The sequence below is a fragment of the Lysinibacillus sp. FSL M8-0216 genome (genome assembly GCF_038595555.1).
Lineage (GTDB): Bacteria > Bacillota > Bacilli > Bacillales_A > Planococcaceae > Lysinibacillus > Lysinibacillus fusiformis.
In genome coordinates, this window is the sequence record NZ_CP152007.1 from 2,752,064 (window position 1) to 2,778,056 (window position 25,993).

A 25,993-nucleotide genomic window follows, 5' to 3' on the forward strand; every position below is an offset into this window, starting at 1 on the left:
AATATAATTTTATATTATGTAGTAGAATCAATTTCATAATACGCACTTTTAAAAAATCATAAAGAAACAGAATTTCGATGATTTCTTAAAAAAACGTATAAATAGCTAATTATGCTACAGAAAGTTGTAGTTGGGAAAGCCGATCAACCGACCTTTTCATCACAACATCTAGGATTGGATGAATGTCAATACCGGATAAAACCGAATTAAAACGTTGAGTAGGTTCCAAATCGATAAAACTTGCATGTCAAACAGGCTTTCTTGTCGTATAATGGACATAGGGGATATCTCTCCAGTCTGTTAATGTGTGTGTCGTAACTCTCATTATACAGGATTTGGGGAGGTACCCTATTTTTTTGTCGTTTTAAACTTAGAGCCCAAAGGGCTCAGAGATATGAAATTGATTCATCTACATTTAAATTTTAAACTAACCTGCTTCGTTAGTTTAAGTACATTAATTCACAATATAACCTAAATCTTAACATAATTCCCCTGAATTTCCTTGACGATGTTATTCAACAAACGGGCCCTTAAATGAAGAAAGACGCATTCCTCCTTACTAAAGAAATGCGCCCGATTGTGGAATAACATTGACTTATACTTTATTTACTATACTTTCCGAAAAATTTCTCTAAACGTTCTTCATCAATTGCATACTCTCCACGCCATGCAGCTAGTGGAAGAATAATATCGGAACGTGGGGAGCCTTTTGCCTTCTCATAAAGTTTCATTTTTTCAACGGTATCTACGAATCTATCAACCATTGGCGGATACAAATCATTTGGCATTATTCCAAATTCCGCCAAGGATAATAGCTGCCCACGAACACTATATTTACTGAACTTAGGAAATACTTTTTCCGATTTAATTCGTTGTTCTAACTTTCCTGGCGTTTCTCCTTGCGGGGCATTTCTGATTATATCTATTAACTTTCTAAATATTGCTATATCTTCTTCTGTTGGGGTTGGAACCTCTAGCTGTGAAAACTCTCTTAATTCTATCAGCATCAATTCAATACCTTCATTCCAAGAACCACCATAATAATGACTGAATAACCCTTCTCCCACATTTAAGTATTTTTCTTTTTTAACACTGCATTTTTGGCAGTACTCTGTATCGCTTAGGTAGGAATGATTTTTACACTGATTGGCATAAAGATAGCTTAATATTGGTTGTCTTCCCCTTGGAAAACTTTTCATACCTGCTACATAAGCTTGAAGTGCTTTATCCATCGTTACATTGAAATTTTTGGTTAATATCTTAAATTCATCGATCACTTTATCGTGAGTAAAATGTTCAATCTCATTTAATGGATAAAAACTTTCTTCCAAATATGTCTTTTCCTCATCTTTTAAATTATTTGTTGAAAAAATATAAACAGCTCTTTCATTATCCCAGACATCTCCATTATCAATTTCACGATAATAACCTTTTTCGTCTTTTTCATATCTCTTTTTGTTATAAACTTTTTTTAAGATTTTTAATAGTTTATCATTCACTTGATAGTTCATAGATTATTTCCTCCACTATTTTTATTTGAGTATAATCCTACATTTTGTGGTACGTTTTCGTTGGGATTGATATAGTAGGTTCCGAAAGGTTCATTATAGATACTTTTATAATAACATTTCACAATGGATTTCTAAGATTTACTGGATATTTTGGATAAAAAAAGAACATCAACAATCCTGCTCTTTAGTAAATTATTCAACAAAAAAAGCGTAAATCCTTGTTGGATAAACTCCCTCCGTTAGTTGAATAAAAAACGGACCCAAAGCGTCCTCCATCAACAAAAAACAGCGACAAACACCGATTTAACAGTGTTTGTCGCTGTTTGAAATGTTACCAAGCTTGCATTTGGGAACGTTATGTAGGTTTGTTTTGTATACTTTATTCAATAGTTAAAATTATGTTGTCTCCTATTGATGGAGTACAACCATCAAGTTCATAGCTTGTTTTTTCTTTATCTTCATTCACTATAATTGAAGTACAAGTTTTATGAATTATTTTACCTTGACCATATCCATCTCTTCTTGTATCAATTGTTACGTTTATAACTTCATTTTCAAATTCATAACCATAAATTATTGGGTCACCCTCTGTTGTATATTTAACCACTCTGATACTATCGTCTCTCTCTTGTTGTACACTGTTGAAAAATTCATCAAATCGCTCTTTATTTTCTAACTTACCATTTGTATCTATTATATCGTCTAATGTTTTAATATAAGGTGGAGGGTTATCGTCTGTATACATATAGATATCTTGTGATGTTTGTCCACTATTACAACCAGAAACTAAAAGTATAAAGAATAAAATAAAAAATCCAGCTTTCATTCTCAAGGTAAATATCTCCTTTGAAATTATTTGGACGTTCTATTCTAATTTTTCGATATAAATCTGCATTTCCCTTTTCTCGCCAGAAACTACTACTTTCTTCAAACCCAAAAAATCTTCCCAAAGCGTCGTTTGGAACCTTTTTTGTTAAAGAATGTTATTCAACAATCTGGCCCGTTTGTTGAACAAAAACATCCTGCATATCAACACAGGATGTTTAATCAAACTTTAATATAAATTATCGAACTTTGTTTTAAATGATCAAACTTTTTTATAAAACTATACTAAATCCTTATGAACAATCCAATTTATTATCTAATTATACGAACAAGCTAACTGCCCAAGCACAAAATAATTGCGTGCTTGGGCTTTCCCTTTTCTTAAGAAATCTTCATAAATATTCTCTCTAATTATTAATAATTTCCATTTACAATAATGAAGGTCGACATTACGTATAGCATTTGAAAATCATCATCAGAAAAAGGAGCATCACACCTTGGGAATTACTGAAATCATGAGCAACATCAAAATTTTGATGCTGCCCGTCATCATAATTATTGGCCTTGAATTTTTACTAATTGGACTTTATTTCTTTTATTATCAAAGACGACGATCCGATCACCAAAAACAAATTCCTGTAAAGAAGCTTCTGCTTGGCGCAATTTTTATCGGATATATTGTCTTTGTTTTGGAGCTGACAGTAATTGGTCGTGGCACTTCACATTTCATGCAGTTGAACCTTCAGCCATTCAGTGGTTATATAGACGCGTGGAAAAAATACTCTTTACGTGATCTTCAAAATTGTCTTTTTAATATATTGATGTTTGTGCCATTAGGAATGTTTTTACCTTTACTTATGGCTAAATGTAAAGAGTTTAAGTGGCTTCTCCTAGTAGTTGTAGGTGCAACAGCCTCCATCGAAACGTATCAGGCACTTTCAGGAGCAGGGATTTTTGAGCTTGATGATTTAATCAATAACTCACTTGGCGGTATTATTGGCTACCAATTATACAAACTTATCGCTTCTATGGCCCATAACAAAAAGGTAAAGGTAAAAAGTCTGATTGGAAACCTTGCCATACCTCTATTGATGGGCTTAATCTTTATCGTTATGAACATTGTCTACGCCCAGCAGGAGTTTGGTCACCTAGCAATTAACGCTTATACAAAATCAAAAATGTCAGATGTTCATGTATCCACATCATTGGAATTAAGCGCAGCACCAATCGTTGCTCCTGTCTATAAGAAAATCATTCAAGAGGATGACGTAAAAGACCTATTACAACAGAAACTAGGATTATCAGAGATGAATGTATCTGATGTCAAGGACAATGACGAAACGCTAGTGGAAGATAAAAATGGGGTCGCGTATACATTGGTTACAAATAATTCAGAGGGACAATGGTGGTTAACCGAGAATAATTATACACCGGAGCAAATTTCAGCTGTAGAGCAAGAAGAAAAGGCGAAGTCATTGATGGATGAACTTTCTATACTACCTCAAGATGCAGAATTTACTGTACAGGAGAATGGTGAATTTGAATGGACCTTACCAGACCGTCCTGATGTAACTAAAGATTACTGGACTGGAGATGTCAGTCTTGGCCTGAAACCGGACGGTCACATTTATTCATTAACCTACAGTCTTCATGAAAATCAATTTATACGAGAGGTAAACATACAGTCTCCTACAGAAATATATGAACGAATAAAGGAAGGCGATTTTCCTCAAATAAAGTATAACGCACTCGTACAGGAGGAAGACCTAATTATAAAAAAAGGAGACCAAATTGAAATTGAATCGATTGAGCTTTCCTATATGTATGATACAAAAGGCTTCTATCAGCCCATATACAATGTTTCTGGCAAGTTCAACGACAACGATTGGTTTACTTTAATTCAGGCAAGAAAGTAACACCTCGTTCCAAATACTTAAGCAAAGCCCAGGCTCCAATTAATAGAGCAACTGGGCTCTTTTATTTTCGACTGTAAGGGGCAATGAACTATCCCCCTATCTCCTAAAAGTAGACTACTCCCCTATTTTTCTACTATTATTTTTTTACCTAATACCATTAGTGTTTATTGTCTGATTCTTATTGAAATTTATTAACTTTAAAATAAAGTAAAGCCGTTGATTGATTTCCAGCTTTCCATGGGCGGGGTCGAACTGCACCCTCGCCCTTCGTTCCAATCTGGAGTGGATATTAACTTCACCACAAAAAAATGCTCCCTTTAGATAAACAGATTTTATTTTTTAATCTGTCTACCTAATAGGGAGCATATCAAACTACTCGATGGCTTTTGTCTACAGTCTGAAATAACCAGCTTGCTGATCTTTATTTAGATTGAGCTACTTTCGTCGTTCATGTTTAATTTTCAGTAGTAAAAGTTTAGGCTTTCTTTTTTTTCGGGTACCCAATGAATATCGCTATCATACCACAAATACCAATAAGAATTGGGTAGAAAGAGTACGGCAAGATACTCACTGGCGAAATTTTGGCTACGCTTGCGGCTACAAGAAATTGGGCTCCGTATGGGAGAAGACCTTGGACTGTACAAGAGAAAATATCTAAAATACTTGCAGACTTTCTCGGCTCAATCTCATACTGGTCAGCAATATTTTTGGCAAGTGGCCCGGCAATTAGAATAGCAATTGTATTATTGGCCGTAGATAAATTAGTTAGACCCACAAGACCAGCTATACCAAATTCAGCACCCTTCTGCGATTTAATCCTGCGCGTTACAAGACGGAGTAAAAAGTCAATTCCCCCATTAAATTTAATAACTTCCACCATTCCAGCTATTAATATAGCCAGAAAGGCGATTTCATACATCCCTTCCATTCCTTCACCAATCTTTTGTATAAGGCTCATTATGTGATAGCTGCCATCTGCTAAGCCAACAGCACCGGCGAGAACAATCCCTAATGCAAGAACGAGGAAAACATTCATTCCAGATAACGCTAAAATAATAACTAAAACATAGGGAATAATTTTTATCCAATTATAGCTTAGATGCTCTACTTGGGCTGTCCCCCCGGATGTCATAAACCCTAAAATAATACTTGTGATAATAGCTGCCGGCAATACAATCCAAAAATTGACCTTAAATTTGTCCTTCATTTGTGCGCCTTGTGAACGAACTGCAGTAATAGTAGTATCTGAAATAAAAGATAAATTATCACCAAACATCGAACCGCCTACAACCGCTGCCATCACTAAAGCAATAGGTAGCTCCGTAAGATCGCTTATTCCAACTCCAATTGGCGCCAGCGCAACAATCGTCCCCACTGATGTGCCCATGGATAGAGAGATGAAACAGGCAATGATGAATAAGCCTACGACAACCAGGTTTTGCGGTATAACCGATAAAGCAAAGTTAACAGTGGAATCTACAGCCCCCATTCCCTTCGCTACCTCTGAAAATGCCCCTGCTAATAGAAAAATAATAACCATCAGCATGACATTTAAATTTCCGGCACCTTGGCAAAAAATATCAACCTTTCGGGAAAACGATTCTTTTCGATTCATCGCTAGAGCTACAGCACCCGAAATGCTGATGGCTACAATGACAGGAAAGGCATAAAAATCACCCATTATAATCCCTGAACCAATAAATAAAATCATAAAAATAACAAATGGGATTAGCGCCCATGGATTCTCTTTCTTCATTGTCTACCTCCAAAAATTAAAAATCAGCCCTATTTTTTATTTTTTCACCATAAAAAAGGCCTCATCTTGAAATAACAAGAAGAGCCCTTATAGTTAAAACGCTCCTCTTATCTATCAAGAACATTGCTTGCTGGATTTGGCACAGTAACTTAATAGTTCCGCTGCCGAGATTTCATCGGGCCAGTCCCTCCATCTCTCTTGATAAGAAGAAAAAATATTATATTTTTTACACAATATTAAAATACTAAAATAAAACATCCATAATTGCAACATGTTTTTAATTGTAAAAAAATCCCACGACTATTATCAAGTGCGAAATTCAACTTTTTATACGAATACGAAGCTTTGAATGGACACATAGATCGAAAATATAAATACCCCGACTAAAAACCAACCATATAATTTTCTCTCTCTCCGAAATTCATTAATTCCTAATGTTAACATAAATAAACCTAGAAAAAGGATCATTAAAAAGTTTAGCCGATAATCATGTGTCATAAATCCGTAAATGGAAAGCGTGATGCCTATTATTGATAAAATAATTTGTACTGTTTTTAACAAAACGATTCCCCCTATTTGCTTGAACGAATACTAACAGTTATCTAACCTTTTTTGAATAAAAAAATTCTATGATGGGTGAGATGACAAATGAAAGCCCAACAACTTTTTATTTTTGTTTTTTTAATTGGCTTTTGAACTAGAAACAGGAAATTTAAGTTTAATTCGAACAGGGCTGACAAAAGGCTTTTACCCTGCATTTATCTTTTCTTTAGGTTGTGCTGTTGGTGACATGGTGTACGCTGTACTATAGGTTTTGGGAATAGCCTTTCTAGTACAATCTAGTACAATATTCCAATTCATTTTATGGATTGGCGGTACTATCATGCTTGGCCCTTTAACCTTCCAAGCTTTCCGAGATACGTTTGCATGCAAAAAATTAGAGTCATGGAGCAGCGATTGAAAAGAAATCATTATGGGCTTATTTTTTACTGGTGTTTGGCTAGTAGTTTCAGCAACGACTGCAATCGTTGATTCCCAACGGTTGGTGGAAGTATAGTAGGTGGTACAACTATTGGACATTCAGCAACTAAAAGCTTACCTCCCTTCTTCTTCGGATTTATCACCGTTTCAATCCTTTGGGGGCTAATCCTTTCATATTTAAGTAGCATCGGTGGTAAAATAATGGGAAAAGGCTTATGCAAATAGTTTCGTTTATTTCAGGATTACTCTTTTTGTACTTTACTTTTTATGTATTCTTGAATGGTTTTGAAAAGCTATTATAGGGGTGAAAACCATGGTTAGAAGAAGATAGCTAGCCTCCTAGATCACCAAGGATATGTAGGAGGCTAGCTTAATTATAGGAGATGTTTAAACGATGAAGCAAAATAAATATGATGATATGCAATTCTTTTCTGCTTACGAAAAAATGCCACGTTCTGTTCAAGGGCTGGACGCCGCAGGAGAGTGGCATGTATTAAAAACACTTTTACCTGATTTGAAAAATAAACATGTGCTTGATTTAGGATGTGGTTTCGGGTGGCATTGTCGATATGCGCGCGCACAACAGGCAAAATCAGTGATTGGTGTGGATATATCTGAAAAAATGCTGGAAAAAGCTCAGGAAAAAACGGATGATCCTTTTATTTCCTATTTGCAAATACCGATTGAGGACATTCAATTTTCCGCTTCTCAATTTGATGTTGTATTAAGTTCCTTAGCTATTCACTATTTACAAAACTTTGAAGCACTATGCAAAAAGGTTTATACCTATTTAAAACCTGGCGGATCGTTCGTATTTTCAGTGGAGCACCCTATTTTCACATCCCGCCATGAACAGGATTGGTACAATGATGAACAAGGAAACCGACTGCATTGGCCAGTGGACCATTATCAAACAGAAGGCATGCGCGAAACAACCTTCCTTACCGAAAATGTCATTAAATATCACCGTACATTATCCACTTATATGAATGATCTAATACAGGTGGGATTTACAATACGTGCTGTGAAGGAACCTATGCCATCTGAGGAAATGATACAAACTATTCCAGATATGCAAGATGAACTACGAAGACCTATGTTTTTAATGATAGTGGCAGAGAAAAAATAAGCGTTTATACGTGTGATTATATCTATTACATTAGCACATTTCGTTGCTTCATATTTAATGGGGCAGCATCGCTACAGCTGCATGATGCCTGCCAAATACTGAGTAGTGGTAATAGAGGGCTAGATTGTCCCATAAATTAATTCTCTGAAAATCTCAGATAAAACAAAAAACCAGATGCTCCTCATAGAAGAGCGCCTGGTTTTATTGTGAAAGTGAATCTTACTAATTTACTTAGTTTTGATTCGTATTAATACTACGCTAAGTTGAGGCGTGGAACAAGTTAAAATATTTTCCATTCAATTTTTGGTAGGAATTTATGTTTTTTCGAGCATAGGAGTTACTCATGTCCTATTTATTTTGCAAGTAGGAAACTAACAAAAAAAACTAGATACCTACATAAATTATGTAAGTTCTAGCCTTTTAAGTGAAAGTGAATCTTACTAATTAATATTGCTTAGCTTTAGATTCATTTATGAATACGAATAAACAGCTAAAAGGTTTCATTATTTGGCCTATTTTTTCGTAAAAAATAGGATTACCCGCACAAAAAGACCAGGAAGTCACGAAATAAGTGAATCCTGGTCTTTTTGTGAAAAGTGAATGTTACTAGCTTGCTTTAGTTTTTTGTATTCTACTAATGAGGTAGACGGTTGATGTTGCAATAAGTTACATAAAATTTAAAAATATTTTAATCGATTACTTGAATGGCAAAATCAAATACACCCTCTGCCCCATCAACTGTAATGATGGAAATGCTATACACCCCTTCTGACATTGTATAGCTACCCTTTTCTAGTATCGTTGAATATTTTGCTCCTGCATTTACGGTTTTTTGAGCCCATAGTTTGGCATCTGCATTATAAATTTTTAAGCTAAATGGTTGTGTCCCCTTATTCTTTATATCATAGTGAATATCAAATTCTTGTGGAGAATGATTGCTGTAAAAAGATTTATGAAATTCACCATTTGCAGTTGTAGCATTTAGATAATTCAGTGGAAGTCTATGAAGCATGTCCATTTCCTGAGTGCTTGTCCTTGCCAATACTCTTTCCTGTAGCTGGGAATCTTTTCGTTTACTTGAATCAAATTCATCCGATGACTTTGTAGAGATATTGTCGCTACCAATTAGGGCAAATTCAAACATCAGTACAAGTAAAATGAGTAATTTCCATATTTTCACAGCGCCCACCTCCACTTACAAGTAATACCTAATTAGATATTATTCTACCATTTAAAAAATCACCATTCAAATTGCTAACTATAGATAAAAACTTGACAAAAAAAGTTATTTATGCTATAATTTACAATTAAAATATTTTCTTATATAATAGGATTCTCCTGGCCAGGGGAATCCTATTTTTTATTGTAAGGAGTGTTCGGATGAAGAAGCAGGAATCTAGTATAACTTCATTAATAGCCGCCTTTAGCAGAGCCCACCATAGTCAATTTGATGCGCCGAAAATATTTGATGATTATCTAGCACAGGAATTAATCTCTAAGGATGAATTTCAGAGCATTGAAGACAATATGGTGCAAGGTATTGAATTTTTCAATAAGGAAATTGCCGAAAAATATAAAGGCAATTCGAGAAAATTATTAAAATGGATTACGCAAGTTCAACTAGCGCCGACTCCCTTGGCACGTGCCGCATACTGTGAAAGAGTCTTACAAAACGAAATACAGCTCGGCGTTGAGCAATATGTTATTTTGGGTGCTGGTTTGGATACATTCGCTTATCGACACCCCCATTTAGAACGTGTATTAGAAATATTTGAGGTTGATTTCCCAACCACACAAGCATTCAAAAAACAAAAATTACAAGAAGCGTCACTCAGCCGCATCAATAATTTACATTTTGTAGCGATGGATTTTACGAAGCAATTTCATAGTCAACCTCTTTTGGATCAAGGCTTTCAGTATAAGAAAACATTTTTTAGTCTCTTAGGTGTCTCCTATTATTTAACGAAAGAAGAACTGGCTAGCTTATTAGACCATCTGTTTGCGCTAGTTCCAGCAGGTAGTTCCCTTGTCTTGGACTATGCTGATGAATCGTTATTTAGTGAAAAGGGCATCTCTAACAGAGTAGATCATATGGTGAATATGGCGGCCGCTGGTGGTGAACCCATGAAATCGTGCTATCGTTATGAAGAAATGGAGAAGATGTTAGCTCAATCAGATCTACTTATTTATGAACATCTATCTCCATCTACAATTCAACAGCTTTATTTCCAGCATCGAACAGATTATCTATCAGCTTTTGAAACGATCCATTATATGCACATGGTTAAAAAATAAGATATAATCCATTCCTTTTAAAACAATTCTTAATTTTCTATCTATTTCCCAGGCAATTAACTATTTCAATATAAGAATTATGTATATAATAGTAGTGTAAAGCTAATTAGCCTTACACCTCCTAGATTTGTTACTAGGGTCACTGTTTATAACAGTGACCCACTTATGATTGGCAAACCCCTAAAGGATTTCCATCTAGATCATAAAAGGTGAAAAATCTTGTTTGCCCTTCCCCTCCCATAGGATTTACGTTCACTTGCTGCTCTACTAGTGATTGGTAGGTCTCTTCAATTGATGAAGAAAGAAAATTGTAGTATTTCCCTACCCAAAATGATTATCTGGAAAATACAATGGTTGATGATTTTCCGTTTTTACTAAGCATACAACCGTAGCCGAACGTTCCGCTATTTTCATGACCGCTGCGTCTTCTTCTATATATAAAAGCTTAAATCCAAGCTTTTCCTCATACCATTTGGCTGATAATTGAGGGTCTTTTATTGGGATAAAAATGGCCTCTACTCCATGTAATAATGATTGCATCTCTTTTTCCTCCTTTTTAAAATGATTGCTATACTTTTTCTATATATGAACTTGAATGTCCTCTAAAAAATTTCACCCTTGCATCTCTTCTTGTTTAGTTTCCCTATTATTTGCTTATCCTAATTAGTATCGGAAATGTCTTTGCCCTTTTCCTAGAGGAGGTGCCAATCATTAAACACGCGGTGTCATTTTTTCTCCTACTTTTAGTCGTTTTGTTGTTAACTGGGTGTTGGAATAAGCGGGAGTTAAATGAATTAGCCATTGTCACAGCTGTTGGAGTCGATAAAACGGACGAATTCATAGAAATTTCTGTTCAAATTGTTAACCCGAGTCAAATTGCGCCGAAAAATTCAACAAGCTTTCAAGTCCCTGTTTTTACCTATCACGCAAAAGGGAGAACCTTATTTGAAGCTATCCGAAAATTAACAACACTGACGCCAAGGAAACCTTATTATGCACATGCTCAAGTTATTATTATTGGTGAAGAGATGGCTGAATATGGTATGAATAGTATATTAGATTTATTTCAAAGAGATCCTGAGGGAAGAAGCGATTTTAATATTATTGTTGCTCATGAATCAACAGCGCAAGATATTTTAAGTATTTTAACACCATTAGAAGATATTCCTGCCAGTAAAATGTTAAAATCCTTAAAGGACTCTGAGGATGTATTGGGAACAACTGAATCAGTGATTTTAGACGATTTAATCGTGTCTTTAGGGAGTATTGATCATAGTGCTGTTCTGCCCTCCATTCAAATACTTGGAGATGCAGATGCCGGGAAAAATAGCTCCAATATAGAAAAAATGGATAGCCCCGCCAATTTAAAATACAGTGGACTTGCTGTTTTTAAAAACTATAAGCTTATAGGCTTCTTAACAGAGGAAGAAAGCAAATACTACAATTTCTTACACAACCATATAAAAGGGACCGTTCAAAAAGTGCCTTGTTCGGAAAAGGGGAAAATATCAGCAGAAGTTTTAAATTCCTCTACAAAAGTTACTGGCAGCATAAAAAATGACAAACCCTCCATCCATATTCAGGTTGATCTTGAACAAAATATAGCGGAAATAAGTTGTCCAGTGGATATAACAAAGCCAGAAACGATTGATATTATTAATAAAGAAACAAGTAAATTAGTTCAAGAAAATTTAGAACAAACACTGCACACGATTCAAAAAACCTATCAAGCTGATATTTTAAAGTTTAGTGAGGTACTTCATCGTGAAGACCACCAAGCATGGAAACGTATCAAAAAAGATTGGGCCACGCTTTACCCTAATCTACCGGTGCAAATTGAGGTGAATGTGAAAACAAAAGGTATTGGTACAGCTAGAAAATTAAAAGTAGATTAAACAATCAAAAATGACCAGACACTCCTTGAGTGTGCTGGTCATTGCTAATTAACGTGAAGCTTCGAATGTAATAAATGATGAATCTTCATCAGGCTGTTGCTGAAATGTGTAATTAGCAGAGCATGTGATATCCGAAAAGCCTATACTTTGTAAAAGCAGTTTAAATTCCTCTAGACCGTACCAGCGTAATAAAAATCTTTGTAGCTCTGTATCCATCAATGTACCACGCTGCCATTTTTCATATTTTAAAACCGATAAAGTATACTGCTCCATCCAGTTGATCGCAATCGATTTCCTCTCAATCGAGATTCCTTCATCTTCGGAGGTTGCATGATAACTTGTAGTAATTTCACCAGTTTTCCAGTCTGTCGGTATGATTAAATCTAATAGAATGCGTCCGCCTGGAGCAAGGTGATGATACATATTTGTTAAAGTTGACACGGCATCTTGATAATTTTCTATTAAACAGAAAGATCCCGCCGGCATGATGATAGCGTCATATTGTTGATCTACTGTAAAATGACAAACATCGCCTTCATAAAGAACTGGTGTAAGTCCTCTATCGTGACATCGTTTACGACAAGACGCCAGCATTTCTGAAGAATTGTCAATCCCTTCTACATCAAAACCACTCTCCATGAAAGGAATATAGAAACGCCCTGAGCCGACACCCGCCTCAAGCACCTTACCTGTAAGTCCCTGTAAACGTTCCTTATAATATTCAATATCCCCACCAATAGAATATCCTACTGGTTTTGTTAAATCATAAAGTTCCGTACATAACGGTCCATAATTACTATACATATTGTCTCCTCCGATTATTTGCGGAAGAAAAATCCCTTTTAATTCTTCCACACCTTCATATTATTTAATGGAAAATTAGAGCTGACTATCATAATGGATCACTCGCTTTCTTGTAAATTTAAATAAATTATACCTATATTTGTCATTCATTTCAATATTTCTATTGATTTCGTTTTCAGTCCACTATAATGTACAAATTAGCATAAATTATCAAAAAATATTTCCATGTAAACGGTACGATGAGAATAAGAAAGGATGATCGTATGAATTATTTTGAAAGAATACAAAACGCTATAGAATATATAGAGGATAACTTACAAGAAAAAATGTCGATCACAGATATTTCTTCGCAATCTTACTGTTCAGCCTTCCATTTTCAGCGACTGTTTCAGGCGATAACTGGATTTTCCGTACAGCAGTATATTCGTAATAGAAGGCTTTCTGAAGCGGCCGTTCTATTAATAACAACCTCTCAAGCTATACTTGAAGTGGCGATTAACTTTCAATACGGTTCTCAAGAAGCTTTTACAAGGGCATTTGTTCAATACTTTGGGCTATCACCGGCTAAGTACCGAAAGAGTGCAAATTCTATACCATTACAAAACAAAATAAACTTTTTGGATTATAAAATGAATGGTGAACTCCCTATGCCAAAGCCAACAATCGTACATGTAGGAAAAAAGTTAATCACCGGCTATCCCTATCAAACATCATTACAAGATGAGAGGTATTATGCTGAAATTTCAGGCTTTTATCATGATTTTGGTCGCGAGCACTATTATGAACGTATTACACAAAAAGTAGCACCTAATATGGCCTATGGAATCTCTACAAACTTTCAGGAGGATGGTGAGTTTTCTTTTGTTGTGGGAGAGGAAGTCCAAGTATTTGAGGAGCGTGTTGAGCAAGGGTTTATCCATGTAGAATTACCTGCTGGTCAATATGCTGAATTTATCTTGAATAGTAGTGCAGAAGGTATACAGAATACAAGACGTTACATTTACGGGGTATGGTTGCCTAACTCTAATTACGAAAGAGATAGGGGTCCTGATTTTGAAATAACAGATGTTATGCAATCTATCTATCCACATAATATGAAAATGAAAATTTACGTTCCCATTAAAGGTTAAGAAAGGAAGCCAAAAAATGATGATTGAAAAGGTTTTTACTCAATTTCCTCTGCTACATACGACTAGTCTACTATTAAGGAAAATAGAAGTATCTCATGTAGAAGAGTTGTTTGCCATTTATGATAATACAAAGGTTTTCGAGTTTTGTGGTATTATCCCAAAACACAACTATCAAACCGTACAAAAAATGATTGAGCATTTTGAAAGAGACTTTAAGAAGAAAAGTAGAATAAAATGGGGTATTTTTGAAGCGTCCCAAAGCGAGAAATTAGTGGGTATTATTGAGGCTATGGACTTTAATCAAAAAGTAAATATGGTGACAATTGGATATTACTTAGCGGAAGATTTTTGGGGAAAGGGCATTGCTACGAAGGCCGTTGAAATGGTCGTGAACTATTTATTAGAGGAGGTTCAGGTGAATCGAATTCAAGCTGAAGTCATGCCATTAAATGAGCCCTCGAAAAAAGTACTACTAAAGAATGGCTTTATAAAAGAAGGTTTATTACGACAAGCAACATCATGGTCCGGCAAAGGCGTTGTTGATTTAGAAATATATGGATTACTGAAAGAAGATTATGTAACTCATTCAAAAGACTAGACTCTATTTAGGAGTCTAGCTTTTTCTTTTATATGACAAGTAGATGGACAGAATACCAACTCAAGAAAGCTCCTTTACATAGATTAGAAATAGAAGACTAGCGCTAAAATTAACATTCAAACCATAAAGGAGCGTTTCAAAAATGGATGAAAATCGATATTTAACACGATTGGATAGAAATTTAAATAATTATCATAAATTTTCTAAATGCTATTGTGACTCGAAGAACTATTGCACAGGTTACTATTATGGCACGGATGATATGGCAGAAGAAGATTCATATCGCATCAAGTATTATAATAGTTCTCAGGATGGGAATAAACAGTCTGAGAGCCACGTAAGAAATAAAGATAAAAAACAATGTGAAGGCTGTATTTGTAGTCAGTTAGAATGTTTTGACCCAGGGACATTAGTAGATGTCTATCTTTCTGATGGCCATTGTTTTTGCGGTATTTACTTTATCTATCTCGATCCACATAGCTGCTGTGCCTATTTCCTTCAAATCGATGACATGGCTAGACCCGTTATTATTGACTGCCAGCAAGTGAATGCTATAAGCAAAACTAATACGGCAAGCTAGTGCATGGGCTCTTCTCTTTTGAAAGTAGCCTGTTGTAGGTGTTTAATAATGATCTTCCACCTACTTAGATTTCTGGTGATCAGCATGTGTACAACGAATGATCGGACTCCCCTATCTAACCATAGGGCGAAAGTTTTTCACCGTTAACGGCTACCCCCTTCCTATTTCTTTATGAAAAAAAGAGCAGTATGATAACATATACATGTTACCAACTACTGCTCTAATTTTTATAAAATTATCCTTCGTTTATCCAATTAATGAGCTGTTCATCAAATGACTCTGGCTCTTCAAACATAGGGTTATGACCACTTTTTTCAAATATAACTTTCTTAACCTGAGAAGCATCCTCTGCTGCCGCCCATAATGAAACAGGGGCAACTAAAAAATCATACCTACCTAGTCCAACAAAAACTGGTTTAGGGAAAGATCGAGTTAGTGGTAAAAGATCCTGCTCAGCGAAAGCTCTCCCCCACAGATAATCTATGACTTCCATATTCGTATAAACGCCTTCCCACATAGCTGTAGCATTAAACGAATAATCATAGAAACTATGTGCACCCATACGAATACACATATGAACAAAACGTCGTTCAGGTTCCTTCTTTAAATCTTGCGCTAAGAAAGCAATCTCTTGTTCAAATTGTTTTTTTCGCGCGACACTGGCATTCGCATCAAAAAAGGACAGACTTTGCTGTTGTCTTTCTTGGCTATTTGTTGTAGCTGTATTTAATAGAATCACCTTCCGAACATGCTGAGGGTATGTGTTAGCATACGCCATCGCCATAAATGCATGCCCTGAGTGCCCTAAAATAATGAAATGTTCCACCTTTAACAATCGTCGAGCTTGTTCAATATCGTCGACAATTTTCTCTAAAGTATAATCCTCTTGTTTTAAAGGACGAGGAGGCTTCACAAATCCACGATGATCTAAAAAAATAAGCTTAAAATGCTGGGAAAGGTTTTCTGAGAACAATCGCGGGTAATACACACTGCTTCCTACGACTAAAATAGGCTCACCTTGTCCCTTTATACAATAGTGCAATTCAAATCCGTCACAAATAATCTTTTGGTCTCTTGTCATTTTTTATCCTCTTTTCTTATTAATCTATCACTCCCTTTCCTCTTTGCATTCCCGTGTCTTTTCCATCGAACGCTCTAGCATTCTATTCACCTCATGGATTTACTTTTACACAAACAATACCATTACTACTGGTTTCTAGCAAATTATTGATTATATAATAAGGGAAGCATCTAAAAAAGGGTGGGAGGAAATGAAAGAAAGTTTATTAGAACGTTTGAAGGTATTTCAACTCAATAAGAATCTTTCTAGCAGCTGTAAGAAATTTTTTTGAATGGTTACCATATGATGCGAAACATTACAAACAAGGGGTTTAATCAATGGATAAACAATTAGAGCAAGTTCTAATATTAAGAGAAAGTGGCCAGCTTAAGGAAGCCAACCAATTAATGGTGGCATTGGTCAAAGAAGAACCTGGAAATGCTTACTATCAATTTCAATGTGCCTGGACCTACGATTCTTTAGGACAAGAAAAAGAAGCTGTTCCCCACTATGAAAAAGCCATTCAATTAGGATTGGAGCCAGCTATTCTAGTGGATGCCTATCTAGGTTTAGGGAGCACGTATCGGACATTGGGGCTGTACGAACAAGCAAAACGGACATTGGAACAAGCTATACACGAATTTCCTGAAGCCGAGCATGTAAAGGTTTTTTATGCCATGACACTTTATAATCTTGGTGAACATGCAAAATCTATGGAAACATTATTGAATACTTTAGTCATCACAACCAACCATCAGGGCATTAAAGATTACAAAAAAGCTATTCATTATTACAGTGACAAGCTCGATCAAACATGGTCTTAACAAAAAAACAGGCTTCTATGAAAAGCCTGTTTTTTGCGTTATTTTGCGATATTTTGTTTTTTTAGCATAGAAAAAAAGATCAATGTTAGTATGCCACTAAAGAAAAATAAATAGCTCAATGGGATTAAAAAGAAGTTCTTCTCCACAATTACTCCGTTTGCTAGTACCTCATCACCAATAATTCCTTTTATAAATAAACATAAAACACCTATCATCATAGGTATTGTTGCTAATAAATATTTCTTCATCATCGTTTCCTCCATATAATTTGTCTATTGTATGTGATCCATTTCCAAGCATATCGTCTGATTTCCTATAGCTATAATAATACCCATCACATCTTAAGTCAATATTTTTTTATCGAAAAACAATAAATCGTTATTGTTTTCAGTTTTAGCAAAAAGATAGAATCTATGATAAAATAAGAACATACATTCCATCTCTCTTAATTCTTTTACGTGTGGTAGTTGAGTCATTTGAATAATCTTTGTGCGAGTGGCATTAAATAATACTATTATATAATGTCGGATAATCTGTTATAGGATTATAAAAAAACAGCTACTTCAATGAAAAGTAACTGTTTTTTAAACGGTTAAATAGAAGCTGAAGCTTGTTTTATTAAGGCAGCGACCATTTTATCCATTTGAGCAAAGCGATCATCCTGGGTTTGCCCTTTGGCATAACGATAATAGATTTGCTGACAAATGACTGCTAATTTGAAATAGGCAAATGTACAGTAATATTGAATGTCTGAAATATCTCGCCCACTTTTTTCAGCATAGCGTTCCATAAATTGCTGACGGGTATAAAATCCTGGCAATACCGTAACAGGTGGGTCGCCTAGTGCATGTAATAGCATTTTTGGATCATCCGCTTGCAGCCAGTAACTCATTGCGACACCTACATCAGCAAGTGGATCCCCTACTGTGGTCATTTCCCAATCAAATAAACCAATCATTTCGGAGTAGTCCTCAGAAAACATAGCATTATTCAATTTATAGTCATAGTGAATAATGGTTGCCTCCTCATTATGAGGAATATGTTTTTTTAACCAATCTGTTAGAGCTTTTACTTCAGCATACTCGGCTGTTTTAGCCTTATCATAGCGCTCGATCCAACCATGTACCTGTCGTTCCATAAATCCGTCAGGCTTCACCATGTCCTGTAACGGCGTGTCCTCATAAGGAATTGCATGGAGTGCTACTAATGAGTCAACCATCTTTTCAGACAGCTGACGGGCCAGTTCCTCCGTCGGTTTTATTCCTTTTGGAAAATAGGTATCGAGGACGATGCCTTTTTTTCGCTCCATTAAAAAGAAATCACTGCCAATAATGTCTAGGTCCTCCACATAAACATAAGGTTTTGGAACCACAGGTAAAAATGGATGCAAGGCCGATAAAATGGTAAACTCTCTCTTCATATCATGGGCCTTCTTAGCAACTGGGCCAAGTGGCGGTCTACGAAGGACCACTTCAAACTCAGCTATTTTCAAGCAATATGTTAAATTGGAATGACCAGCACTAAATTGTGAAATTTCCAATTGCCCCTGCGGTAGTTCAGAAAAATGGCTTTCTAAAAATGCGCGCAATTTGACTACATCTAGTCGTTCACTTGCCCTTACTTGCATTGTATCCATCTTATCCCTCCTTTAAATAATGGAGCTCATGCCCCCATCAACAACAATGACATCACCTGTCACATAATCTGATGCTGCCGATGCTAGAAATAACGCCACACCCTTTAAATCATTTTCGGAGCCAAGTCGTTTTAATGGTGTAGCGCCCATCAAATAATCTTGACCACGTTCAATTAATACATTGGACATTTTGGTTGGAAAAAACCCAGGGGCAATGGCATTGACATGGACACCATGAGGTCCCCATTTGACGGCTAAATCCTTCGTTAATGTTATAACAGCCCCTTTGCTGGCATTATAGGCAATGGTATCCATAAATGCAGGTAGTGTACCACCAAGCCCTGCGATAGAAGCAATATTAATAATTTTCCCGCTTTTCTGCTCTAACATGATTTTGCCGACGGCTTGGCTCATTAGGAATGTTCCATTCACATTGACATCAAATACTTTTTGCCATGCTTCATACGGCATATCGATAGCAGGTGTTCCCCATGAGGCCCCACTGTTATTGACTAAAATATCAATTTTACCGAACGTAGTCATCGTTTGCGCCACAACATTGGCAATATTCTCTGGTTTTGTCACATCACAGGCTAACGCTAATGTTTGAACCCCTAATTTTTCAAGAGCTGTAGCAACCTCCTCACATGCCTCCACTTTTCGCGAGCATAAGACAACATTGGCTCCAGCCTCGGCAAAGCCTTGGGCAATTTGTGCTCCGAGTCCACGTCCCCCACCTGTCACAATGGCTGTTTTCCCCTGTAAGCTAAATAACTCCATTACAGTCATTTCACCAGCTCCTTATGTTTTTTCGCATGCTTTTTTAATTCCAGCTTGGCAACTGTATTACGATGTACTTCATCTGGCCCATCTGCTAAACGCAATGTTCGAGAATTTGCCCACTGTGCAGCAAGTGTTGTATCAGGCCCTACACCAGCAGCTCCAAATGCTTGAATCGCTCTGTCTATAACTCTCAGTGCCATATTTGGCGCAACTACCTTAATCATTGCAATTTCTGCTTTTGCCTCTTTATTGCCAACCGTGTCCATCATATAAGCAGCCTTTAATGTTAAAAGTCTTGCTTGCTCAATATCAATACGTGACTCGGCAATACGTTCACGCATCACACCTTGATCTGCTAGAGGTCGATGAAACGCATGACGCTCCTGTACCCGTACACACATTTCCTCTAATGCTCGTTCAGCTGCGCCAATAAGACGCATACAATGATGAATTCTTCCTGGGCCTAAGCGACCTTGGGCAATGGCAAAGCCTTTTCCCTCTCCCCATAAAATATTGTCTACAGGTACGCGTACATTCGTAAAGATAACCTCTCCATGTCCCTCTGGTGCATGATCATAGCCAAAAGCCGTTAACATGCGCTCCACTTTTACTCCTGGCGTATCCATTGGTACAAGAATCATAGATTGTTGCTCATGAATAGGCGCCGTTGAATCTTTATGTTTGCCCATGAAAATAGCTACTTTACAGCGCGGGTCGCCAGCACCAGTTGTCCACCATTTATGACCATTTAAAATATATTCATCGCCATCTCGTTCAATACTTGCCTCAATATTCGTAGCATCACTCGACGCGACTGCAGGTTCAGTCATCGCAAAGCAAGATCGTATTTCCCCTCGTAATAACGGTTCAAGCCATTGCTTCTTTTGCTGTGTGGAACCATAGCGAACTAGTACCTCCATATTACCTGTATCAGGTGCATTACAATTAAACACTTCTGGTGCCAAAAGTGAACGTCCCATAATTTCACATAATGGAGCGTATTCTAGATTTGTTAAACCCGCTCCGTATTCACTATCTGGTAGAAATAAATTCCATAAGCCTGCTTCCTGCGCTTTCTGCTTTAGCTCATCCATAATGGGCGGAATCGCTCCCCAACGATCCTCCATCGCCTCGATTTGTGCAGCATAAACGGCCTCATTCGGGTAGATGTATTGCTCCATAAAATTCGTCAGCTTGTCCTGTAACTTCACAACTTTTTCACTATAGGAAAAATTCATTGGAAGAAACCCCCTTTGCTTGAACTCCGAAAAAAATGAATGATTGTTCATTTTTATTCTTACATTAAATGTTACCGCTATTTTTCTAGTAAATCAATTCCATTTCATGAATTTTCTAATTAAAAGGAAAATTTCATGTATATAGCAATTGGATTAGTTTACATTGGTTTCGTTTCGAAAAATTGCAGCACATCTTTCAGTAATTGACGGATAGCAAATGGTAAATGGCGATTTTTTAAGTACACCAAATAAACATTCCGACATAGATTCGCTCCTTCAATTTCCTTTTTAACAATGGTTTTAGCTGTCGGACCTTGTAAATAGTTTTCTGGTAAGATGGTTATCCCTAAATTTTCTCTTACAAGAGATACAGCCGTTTCAAAACGTTCAATTTCAAATTGAATATCAATGCTCTTCCCTGCTTGTTCAAAAGTATTCAAAATATCACGTCTTGTTTGAAACCCCTCTGTACTTATAATAAAAGGCTCTGCACTAATGTCTGAAATCGATAAAGTCTCTTTCTTTGCTAACGGATGATGGAGGGGTAAAACAGCTACTAAACGTTCCTCATATAAGGTCTTAACTTCAAGCTCAGGATCATCCATTAGCTGATTGGTAATAATTAAATGGGTTTTATAGCTTTTCAAGGATTTTTTTACACGTTTACTGCCTAAAATATCTACTAAATGGATCATCATTTGCGGATAGTCTTTTTTATAGTTAGCAATTACTTTAGGAAGCCAATGCTTGATTGATTCCATCACACCAATGGTGATTTCACTCGTGCCATGTACAACGACTTCATCCATTTCTATTTTTAACACTTCCATATTTTTCACAATAACTTTTGCACGTTCAAATAGCACCTCACCAGCTTCCGTTAACTGCAGATTTCTAGTATTTCTGTCTAACAAGGGAGTGCCAATCTCATGTTCTAATTTTTTGATGGCATTGCTTAAGGAAGGCTGCGAAATATGCAGTCTTTCTGCGGCTTTTGAGAAATTCATATGCTCTGAAACAGCAATAAAATATTGTAATTGTTTAATATCCAATACGGTGATCCTCCCTCATTTATAGTTTAAAGCTATAGATTAATATTAATTATATATTAGTAAATATAATTATGTGAATATATAATGAATTACAACAATATTTTTTCTACAATAATATTTGCAATGGGGATGATAAGATTATGTACACAATGACAGATCAAAAACAATGGAAAGGCCGTATAGACTCAACAACCAATAAAAGCAGTTTCCGTTTACATCAACAAGTAAAACGAATCGCGATTAATGATGTAAGCGCTTCAGATAAGAAAAGTGCTGCAATGATTGGCTTTATTTGCGATGAGGGTGTACGTCGAAATCAAGGTCGAGTAGGAGCAGCAAGTGGACCAAACGCACTACGTGAAGGATTATCTAGTTTACCGTGGACGTTTGAGAAGGAGCAACAAATCATTGATGTAGGGAACATTATTTGTCTCAATCACGCCCTAGAGGAGGCACAGCGAGAGCTTGGTGATGTTGTTAGCACCCTCCTACAAAAGAAATTACAATGTGTCGTGCTCGGTGGTGGTCACGAAACACTGTATGGTCATTATTTAGGTGTTCGTGCGGCATTACCAAAGGAAGCGAAAATCGGCATTATCAATATCGATGCTCATTTTGATTTACGACCATATGACGAGCAGCCTTCTTCGGGTACAATGTTCCGTCAAATTTTAGAGCAAGACCCATATGTCAATTATTTTGTTGTTGGCATACAACGCTATGGCAATACAAAAGAGCTGTTCGAAAAAGCGGATGAGCTACAAGTGAAGTATGTAGTAGAAGATGACATGACATCATCGGTCAATCTTCAACCATTATTGGATGATTTACAAAATTATATGGATCAACACGATTATGTGCTTTTAACATTATGTATGGATGTATTAAATGCAGCATCGGCACCAGGCGTAAGTGCACCTTCACCGTTTGGACTTGAACCGACAACTGTGCGTACAATTCTTCAAAAGGTAACTTCGCATCCACATACACACTCTTTTGATATTTGTGAGGTTAATCCGTCATTAGACGAAAACGGACGTACGGTGAAATTAGGTGCTTATTTTGTCTATGAAGCACTAAACAACTTACTTGGGGGGCAAGGTTCATGATCGAAATTAATCAAATTACAACGGTGTTTCTAGCCGTTGCACTCTTTGCATTAGGTGGCTTTCTCATTAATAAAATTGGATTCTTAAAACGTTTTTGTATTCCAGCACCAGTGGTCGGTGGCTTGCTGTTTGCTGCACTTGCGACCATTTTAAAGACTACAGGAACTTTAGAAATATCACTGGATACATCATTACAAAGTTTATTTATGATTACGTTTTTCACAACTATCGGCTTAGGAGCAAGCTTTAAGCTAGTTAAGCTGGGCGGAAAATTACTTATTATTTATTGGCTAGCATGTGGCTTCCTTGCCCTCATGCAAAATGTTATTGGAGTTTCTCTTGCGTCACTGATGGGGATTCATCCTCTGATCGGTATGATGGCCGGTGCCGTGTCCATGGAAGGCGGCCATGGTGCTGCAGCAGCATTTGGACAAACATTAGAAGATTTGGGTATTTCCTCAGCAATGACAATCGGTGCTGCGGCTGCAACTTGTGGTTTAGTAGCTGGTGGTTTAATTGGTGGGCCAATCGTTAAATATTTAGTTGGTAAATACAATTTAACACCCAATGAACAAGAAGCTGAAGAAATCGAATATGAAAATAAACATGAACAAATTACATCTGATTCATTCTTTACACAAGTCTTATTAATTACTTTCTGTATGGCTGTGGGTACCTATGTTGGAACATTATTCTCAGAAGCGACAGGCTTCGTTCTGCCAGGCTATGTAGGAGCTATGTTTGTAGCTGTCCTAGTCCGAAATATTATGGATAAATTTAAACCAGAAGCAATCAATATGAAGAGTATCTCATTAATTGGAGATGTAACATTAGGTGTTTTCCTTTCAATGGCTCTAATGAGTATTAAATTATGGGAAATTGCAGATTTAGCGCTTCCATTATTTATCATCGTCTTTGCGCAAGTATTCTTTATTGTTGTATTTAGCACTTTCGTCTTGTTTAAATTACTCGGCAAAAACTATGATGCGGCCGTGATGGTTGCTGGTTTCGCAGGACATGGTCTAGGAGCAACACCGAATGCCATGGCCAATATGTCAGCCGTTGTCCAACGCTTTGGTCCTTCTAAAAAAGCCTTTCTCGTTGTACCAATTGTAGGCGCCTTTTTAATTGACGTGTTTGGTATTCCTATTATTATTACAACTATTAATTTATTTAAATAAAAACAAGCCGTACTTTGGTCTCTAAAAGACTAGTACGGCTTTTTCTATGATTATTCCACTTCACGTAAACTCGACTCTAAAAGTTATTACAGCTGAAATAACTAGCTGCGCGTCGCCCCTATTGTATACAAGGTTCACAGAAAGGATTTCATCGAAAAAAATCTAAGTCAGCAAAATATCAGACTTAGATTTTAGGTCGTATATTATTGTAAAATCTCACTAACCGTAACAAATTCATAGCCTTGCTTTTGTAAGTAGAGAAGGACATTATCTAAACCATTGGCAGTCGTTTGATGGATATCATGCATTAAAATAATACTGCCGTCTTTTACAGATGCTTTCACATACGCTAAAATTTTATCTGGATTATGATGCTTCCAATCAAGCGTATCAATTGACCATAAGATCGATGGAATTGTCATTACCGAACGAACTTGATCATTTGTCGCCCCATATGGTGGACGGAAAACAGTCGGATACTGACCAATTGCTGCATAGATGGCATTGCTTGTGCCATTTACTTCTTGTTTGACACCAGCGATGGATAATGCAGTTAATTTTTTATGGTTGGATGTATGATTGCCAATTTCATGCCCAGCGTCATAGATTTGCTTGACGATTGTAGCATTTTTTGAAACATTTTTCCCTACCATAAAAAATGTTGCCTTTGCATCGTATTTTTGTAATGTAGCTAAAATTTGTGGTGTTACTTTGGCATCTGGTCCATCATCAAAGGTTAAAGCTACTCGTTTTTTTGAACCCTTTGGTGCTGACACCCCTTTATTATAAACTTTATTATTAGTAAGCTGGATATTGGCTAATTCAGAAGCTTTGACATACCCTTTTTGTTCGCCCGCTTCTACATAAGCCCAGCCAGCCAGCGTTATGTAATGCTGCACAGTCATCTTATTAGCAATTGTTCCTAGAACTTCTCCATTTGGACTAGCCGTCAAGCGTAACTCAGCACCGTTTGGAGCATTAATTTGTTTCTTTATTGGTACAGGTTTCTTTAGTGCAATTGTTGCTACATAGCCTATATCCTCTCCATATTGGACGAAAGACCAACCACCAGGTGCTGTGCCATAGACATAGACCATGCGTCCTTCATATAGTTGACCAATATGCTGAGCATTTTGACTTGGTGCCGTAAATAAAGTTGTGCCACCCTTCTGAATAACTAAGTAGCCCTCCGACTTTACCTTCACTAAAACGTCAGATGTTACATAGCCTGCCAGCTCTGGCGTTTGAATATGTGTCCACCCTTTACTTGCTTGTGTCACTTTGAGGAAGCTCCCTTTCGCAACTTCACCGATTTCCGCGCTATTTGTGGATGGCTCCTCGTAAATAACCGCATCTTTATTGATCTTTTGAATCTTCACTGATCCTTCAGCACTTGCTGACAGCTGCCCCACCATTAAGCCTAGTAAAAACGTCAAGCAAAAAGCATAAACATAAGGTAAAAATTTTTTCATTATTCTACACCGCCCTTGATGTCTTTCCATGTCTGTAAATTGCTAAGATTTAACTTTAATTATAGAGGAATCGTCTATACCAGAAAATAGTTATAATCAACCAGATTCCAAATTCATGTTTTTTAGAAAGGCATGGATACAGTACTACTACCCTATTTTCTATAAAACTAGTCATCAATCAAGTTGATTTCAGTACCATGTGTGTTGCTTCGATAAAG

23 protein-coding genes, 1 pseudogene and 1 riboswitch are annotated in these 25,993 nt (G+C 36.6%); of the genes and pseudogenes, 10 read left to right on the forward strand and 14 right to left on the reverse strand.

The window, feature by feature from the left end; all coding sequences use genetic code 11:
- Positions 1 to 602 precede the first annotated feature (602 nt).
- A complete protein-coding gene (locus MKX57_RS13545) occupies positions 603 to 1,511 on the reverse strand; it encodes a hypothetical protein (RefSeq protein ID WP_216604827.1) in 909 nt (302 codons plus the stop codon).
- A 379-nt stretch (positions 1,512 to 1,890) separates the two neighbouring features.
- On the reverse strand, positions 1,891 to 2,337 hold the full coding sequence (locus MKX57_RS13550) for a DUF4362 domain-containing protein (protein WP_237068894.1): 447 nt from the start codon (positions 2,335 to 2,337) through the stop codon (positions 1,891 to 1,893).
- 514 nt (positions 2,338 to 2,851) lie between these two features.
- Here MKX57_RS13550 and MKX57_RS13555 point away from each other — a divergent pair.
- Positions 2,852 to 4,252, forward strand: coding sequence for a VanZ family protein (locus tag MKX57_RS13555; RefSeq protein WP_253734821.1), 1,401 nt, complete (start codon positions 2,852 to 2,854; stop codon positions 4,250 to 4,252).
- Between the two features lie 475 nt (positions 4,253 to 4,727).
- On the opposite strand, the gene MKX57_RS13560 is transcribed toward MKX57_RS13555, so the two are convergent.
- Both MKX57_RS13560 and MKX57_RS13565 read right to left on the reverse strand, forming a co-directional pair.
- A complete protein-coding gene (locus tag MKX57_RS13560) occupies positions 4,728 to 6,008 on the reverse strand; it encodes a Na+/H+ antiporter NhaC family protein (protein ID WP_089986977.1) in 1,281 nt (426 codons plus the stop codon).
- 104 nt (positions 6,009 to 6,112) lie between these two features.
- Positions 6,113 to 6,216, reverse strand: a riboswitch (SAM riboswitch).
- 119 nt (positions 6,217 to 6,335) lie between these two features.
- Positions 6,336 to 6,569, reverse strand: a complete 234-nt coding sequence (locus MKX57_RS13565; RefSeq protein WP_089986976.1) for a DUF3953 domain-containing protein — start codon at positions 6,567 to 6,569, stop codon at positions 6,336 to 6,338.
- Between the two features lie 814 nt (positions 6,570 to 7,383).
- On the opposite strand from MKX57_RS13565, the gene MKX57_RS13570 reads away from it, so the two are divergent.
- On the forward strand, positions 7,384 to 8,118 hold the full coding sequence (locus MKX57_RS13570) for a class I SAM-dependent methyltransferase (RefSeq protein ID WP_342550357.1): 735 nt from the start codon (positions 7,384 to 7,386) through the stop codon (positions 8,116 to 8,118).
- A gap of 688 nt (positions 8,119 to 8,806) precedes the next feature.
- On the opposite strand, the gene MKX57_RS13575 is transcribed toward MKX57_RS13570, so the two are convergent.
- Complete coding sequence (locus MKX57_RS13575) at positions 8,807 to 9,298, reverse strand: hypothetical protein (RefSeq protein WP_342529630.1); 492 nt, start codon at positions 9,296 to 9,298, stop codon at positions 8,807 to 8,809.
- Positions 9,299 to 9,498: 200 nt separating this feature from the next.
- Here MKX57_RS13575 and MKX57_RS13580 point away from each other — a divergent pair, with 200 nt between their 5' ends.
- Positions 9,499 to 10,413: a class I SAM-dependent methyltransferase gene (locus tag MKX57_RS13580; protein WP_008177234.1), complete on the forward strand. Its 915-nt coding sequence runs from the start codon at positions 9,499 to 9,501 to the stop codon at positions 10,411 to 10,413.
- Between the two features lie 163 nt (positions 10,414 to 10,576).
- Here MKX57_RS13580 and MKX57_RS13585 read toward each other — a convergent pair.
- Positions 10,577 to 10,953, reverse strand: a pseudogene (locus tag MKX57_RS13585) (VOC family protein).
- A 161-nt stretch (positions 10,954 to 11,114) separates the two neighbouring features.
- Between MKX57_RS13585 and MKX57_RS13590 the strand changes: the two are divergent.
- The gene (locus MKX57_RS13590; protein ID WP_342550358.1) at positions 11,115 to 12,308 is read left to right on the forward strand and encodes a Ger(x)C family spore germination protein; all 1,194 of its coding nucleotides are present in this window, start codon (positions 11,115 to 11,117) and stop codon (positions 12,306 to 12,308) included.
- 48 nt (positions 12,309 to 12,356) lie between these two features.
- On the opposite strand, the gene MKX57_RS13595 is transcribed toward MKX57_RS13590, so the two are convergent.
- Complete coding sequence (locus MKX57_RS13595; protein ID WP_089986972.1) at positions 12,357 to 13,112, reverse strand: class I SAM-dependent methyltransferase; 756 nt, start codon at positions 13,110 to 13,112, stop codon at positions 12,357 to 12,359.
- A gap of 263 nt (positions 13,113 to 13,375) precedes the next feature.
- On the opposite strand from MKX57_RS13595, the gene MKX57_RS13600 reads away from it, so the two are divergent.
- The 3 genes from MKX57_RS13600 to MKX57_RS13610 all read left to right on the forward strand — a co-directional run bounded on the left by MKX57_RS13600 (position 13,376) and on the right by MKX57_RS13610 (position 15,420).
- The gene (locus MKX57_RS13600; protein ID WP_239355505.1) at positions 13,376 to 14,242 is read left to right on the forward strand and encodes an effector binding domain-containing protein; all 867 of its coding nucleotides are present in this window, start codon (positions 13,376 to 13,378) and stop codon (positions 14,240 to 14,242) included.
- Positions 14,243 to 14,258: 16 nt separating this feature from the next.
- On the forward strand, positions 14,259 to 14,840 hold the full coding sequence (locus tag MKX57_RS13605) for a GNAT family protein (protein WP_089986971.1): 582 nt from the start codon (positions 14,259 to 14,261) through the stop codon (positions 14,838 to 14,840).
- 142 nt (positions 14,841 to 14,982) lie between these two features.
- The gene (locus MKX57_RS13610; RefSeq protein WP_043990272.1) at positions 14,983 to 15,420 is read left to right on the forward strand and encodes a hypothetical protein; all 438 of its coding nucleotides are present in this window, start codon (positions 14,983 to 14,985) and stop codon (positions 15,418 to 15,420) included.
- A gap of 235 nt (positions 15,421 to 15,655) precedes the next feature.
- Here MKX57_RS13610 and MKX57_RS13615 read toward each other — a convergent pair whose 3' ends face one another.
- Positions 15,656 to 16,501 carry an alpha/beta hydrolase gene (locus MKX57_RS13615; RefSeq protein ID WP_342529639.1) on the reverse strand — a complete coding sequence of 282 codons (846 nt, stop codon included), beginning with the start codon at positions 16,499 to 16,501 and terminating at the stop codon, positions 15,656 to 15,658.
- A 317-nt stretch (positions 16,502 to 16,818) separates the two neighbouring features.
- On the opposite strand from MKX57_RS13615, the gene MKX57_RS13620 reads away from it, so the two are divergent.
- A complete protein-coding gene (locus tag MKX57_RS13620) occupies positions 16,819 to 17,304 on the forward strand; it encodes a tetratricopeptide repeat protein (protein WP_008177214.1) in 486 nt (161 codons plus the stop codon).
- 38 nt (positions 17,305 to 17,342) lie between these two features.
- On the opposite strand, the gene MKX57_RS13625 is transcribed toward MKX57_RS13620, so the two are convergent.
- The 5 genes from MKX57_RS13625 to MKX57_RS13645 form a co-directional block, all read right to left on the reverse strand.
- Positions 17,343 to 17,555, reverse strand: coding sequence for a DUF3955 domain-containing protein (locus tag MKX57_RS13625; protein ID WP_164908723.1), 213 nt, complete (start codon positions 17,553 to 17,555; stop codon positions 17,343 to 17,345).
- A gap of 341 nt (positions 17,556 to 17,896) precedes the next feature.
- Entirely contained in the window at positions 17,897 to 18,940 is a 1,044-nt protein-coding gene (locus tag MKX57_RS13630) for a phosphotransferase family protein (protein WP_008177211.1), read from the reverse strand.
- Between the two features lie 12 nt (positions 18,941 to 18,952).
- On the reverse strand, positions 18,953 to 19,729 hold the full coding sequence (locus MKX57_RS13635; protein WP_008177207.1) for an SDR family oxidoreductase: 777 nt from the start codon (positions 19,727 to 19,729) through the stop codon (positions 18,953 to 18,955).
- Positions 19,726 to 20,961 carry an acyl-CoA dehydrogenase family protein gene (locus tag MKX57_RS13640; protein ID WP_089987412.1) on the reverse strand — a complete coding sequence of 412 codons (1,236 nt, stop codon included), beginning with the start codon at positions 20,959 to 20,961 and terminating at the stop codon, positions 19,726 to 19,728. The genes MKX57_RS13635 and MKX57_RS13640 overlap by 4 nt, the downstream gene beginning before the upstream one ends.
- A gap of 158 nt (positions 20,962 to 21,119) precedes the next feature.
- Positions 21,120 to 22,013 (reverse strand): LysR family transcriptional regulator, encoded by an 894-nt coding sequence (locus tag MKX57_RS13645; protein WP_008177197.1) that lies wholly within the window; start codon positions 22,011 to 22,013, stop codon positions 21,120 to 21,122.
- A gap of 140 nt (positions 22,014 to 22,153) precedes the next feature.
- On the opposite strand from MKX57_RS13645, the gene hutG reads away from it, so the two are divergent.
- Both hutG and gltS read left to right on the forward strand, forming a co-directional pair.
- Positions 22,154 to 23,122 carry a formimidoylglutamase gene (hutG, locus tag MKX57_RS13650; protein ID WP_342550359.1) on the forward strand — a complete coding sequence of 323 codons (969 nt, stop codon included), beginning with the start codon at positions 22,154 to 22,156 and terminating at the stop codon, positions 23,120 to 23,122.
- Entirely contained in the window at positions 23,119 to 24,303 is a 1,185-nt protein-coding gene (gltS, locus tag MKX57_RS13655) for a sodium/glutamate symporter (RefSeq protein WP_008177195.1), read from the forward strand. Before hutG ends, gltS begins: the two co-directional genes overlap by 4 nt.
- Positions 24,304 to 24,506: 203 nt before the next feature.
- Here gltS and MKX57_RS13660 read toward each other — a convergent pair whose 3' ends face one another.
- Positions 24,507 to 25,775 carry a polysaccharide deacetylase family protein gene (locus MKX57_RS13660; protein ID WP_090003299.1) on the reverse strand — a complete coding sequence of 423 codons (1,269 nt, stop codon included), beginning with the start codon at positions 25,773 to 25,775 and terminating at the stop codon, positions 24,507 to 24,509.
- Positions 25,776 to 25,993: the final 218 nt, after the last annotated feature.

What these genes read in the sequence shown, in the direction of transcription:
- MKX57_RS13620 (WP_008177214.1), top strand. Translation starts at nt 16,819, where the DNA reads ATGGATAAACAATTAGAGCAAGTTCTAATATTAAGAGAAAGTGGCCAG.
- MKX57_RS13610 (WP_043990272.1), top strand. Translation starts at nt 14,983, where the DNA reads ATGGATGAAAATCGATATTTAACACGATTGGATAGAAATTTAAATAAT.
- MKX57_RS13560 (WP_089986977.1), bottom strand. Translation starts at nt 6,008, where the DNA reads ATGAAGAAAGAGAATCCATGGGCGCTAATCCCATTTGTTATTTTTATG.
- MKX57_RS13570 (WP_342550357.1), top strand. Translation starts at nt 7,384, where the DNA reads ATGAAGCAAAATAAATATGATGATATGCAATTCTTTTCTGCTTACGAA.
- MKX57_RS13600 (WP_239355505.1), top strand. Translation starts at nt 13,376, where the DNA reads ATGAATTATTTTGAAAGAATACAAAACGCTATAGAATATATAGAGGAT.
- MKX57_RS13555 (WP_253734821.1), top strand. Translation starts at nt 2,852, where the DNA reads ATGAGCAACATCAAAATTTTGATGCTGCCCGTCATCATAATTATTGGC.
- MKX57_RS13630 (WP_008177211.1), bottom strand. Translation starts at nt 18,940, where the DNA reads ATGGATACAATGCAAGTAAGGGCAAGTGAACGACTAGATGTAGTCAAA.
- MKX57_RS13595 (WP_089986972.1), bottom strand. Translation starts at nt 13,112, where the DNA reads ATGTATAGTAATTATGGACCGTTATGTACGGAACTTTATGATTTAACA.
- MKX57_RS13660 (WP_090003299.1), bottom strand. Translation starts at nt 25,775, where the DNA reads ATGAAAAAATTTTTACCTTATGTTTATGCTTTTTGCTTGACGTTTTTA.
- MKX57_RS13625 (WP_164908723.1), bottom strand. Translation starts at nt 17,555, where the DNA reads ATGATGAAGAAATATTTATTAGCAACAATACCTATGATGATAGGTGTT.
- gltS (WP_008177195.1), top strand. Translation starts at nt 23,119, where the DNA reads ATGATCGAAATTAATCAAATTACAACGGTGTTTCTAGCCGTTGCACTC.
- hutG (WP_342550359.1), top strand. Translation starts at nt 22,154, where the DNA reads ATGTACACAATGACAGATCAAAAACAATGGAAAGGCCGTATAGACTCA.
- MKX57_RS13550 (WP_237068894.1), bottom strand. Translation starts at nt 2,337, where the DNA reads ATGAAAGCTGGATTTTTTATTTTATTCTTTATACTTTTAGTTTCTGGT.
- MKX57_RS13580 (WP_008177234.1), top strand. Translation starts at nt 9,499, where the DNA reads ATGAAGAAGCAGGAATCTAGTATAACTTCATTAATAGCCGCCTTTAGC.
- MKX57_RS13640 (WP_089987412.1), bottom strand. Translation starts at nt 20,961, where the DNA reads ATGAATTTTTCCTATAGTGAAAAAGTTGTGAAGTTACAGGACAAGCTG.
- MKX57_RS13615 (WP_342529639.1), bottom strand. Translation starts at nt 16,501, where the DNA reads ATGACAAGAGACCAAAAGATTATTTGTGACGGATTTGAATTGCACTAT.
- MKX57_RS13545 (WP_216604827.1), bottom strand. Translation starts at nt 1,511, where the DNA reads ATGAACTATCAAGTGAATGATAAACTATTAAAAATCTTAAAAAAAGTT.
- MKX57_RS13605 (WP_089986971.1), top strand. Translation starts at nt 14,259, where the DNA reads ATGATGATTGAAAAGGTTTTTACTCAATTTCCTCTGCTACATACGACT.
- MKX57_RS13635 (WP_008177207.1), bottom strand. Translation starts at nt 19,729, where the DNA reads ATGACTGTAATGGAGTTATTTAGCTTACAGGGGAAAACAGCCATTGTG.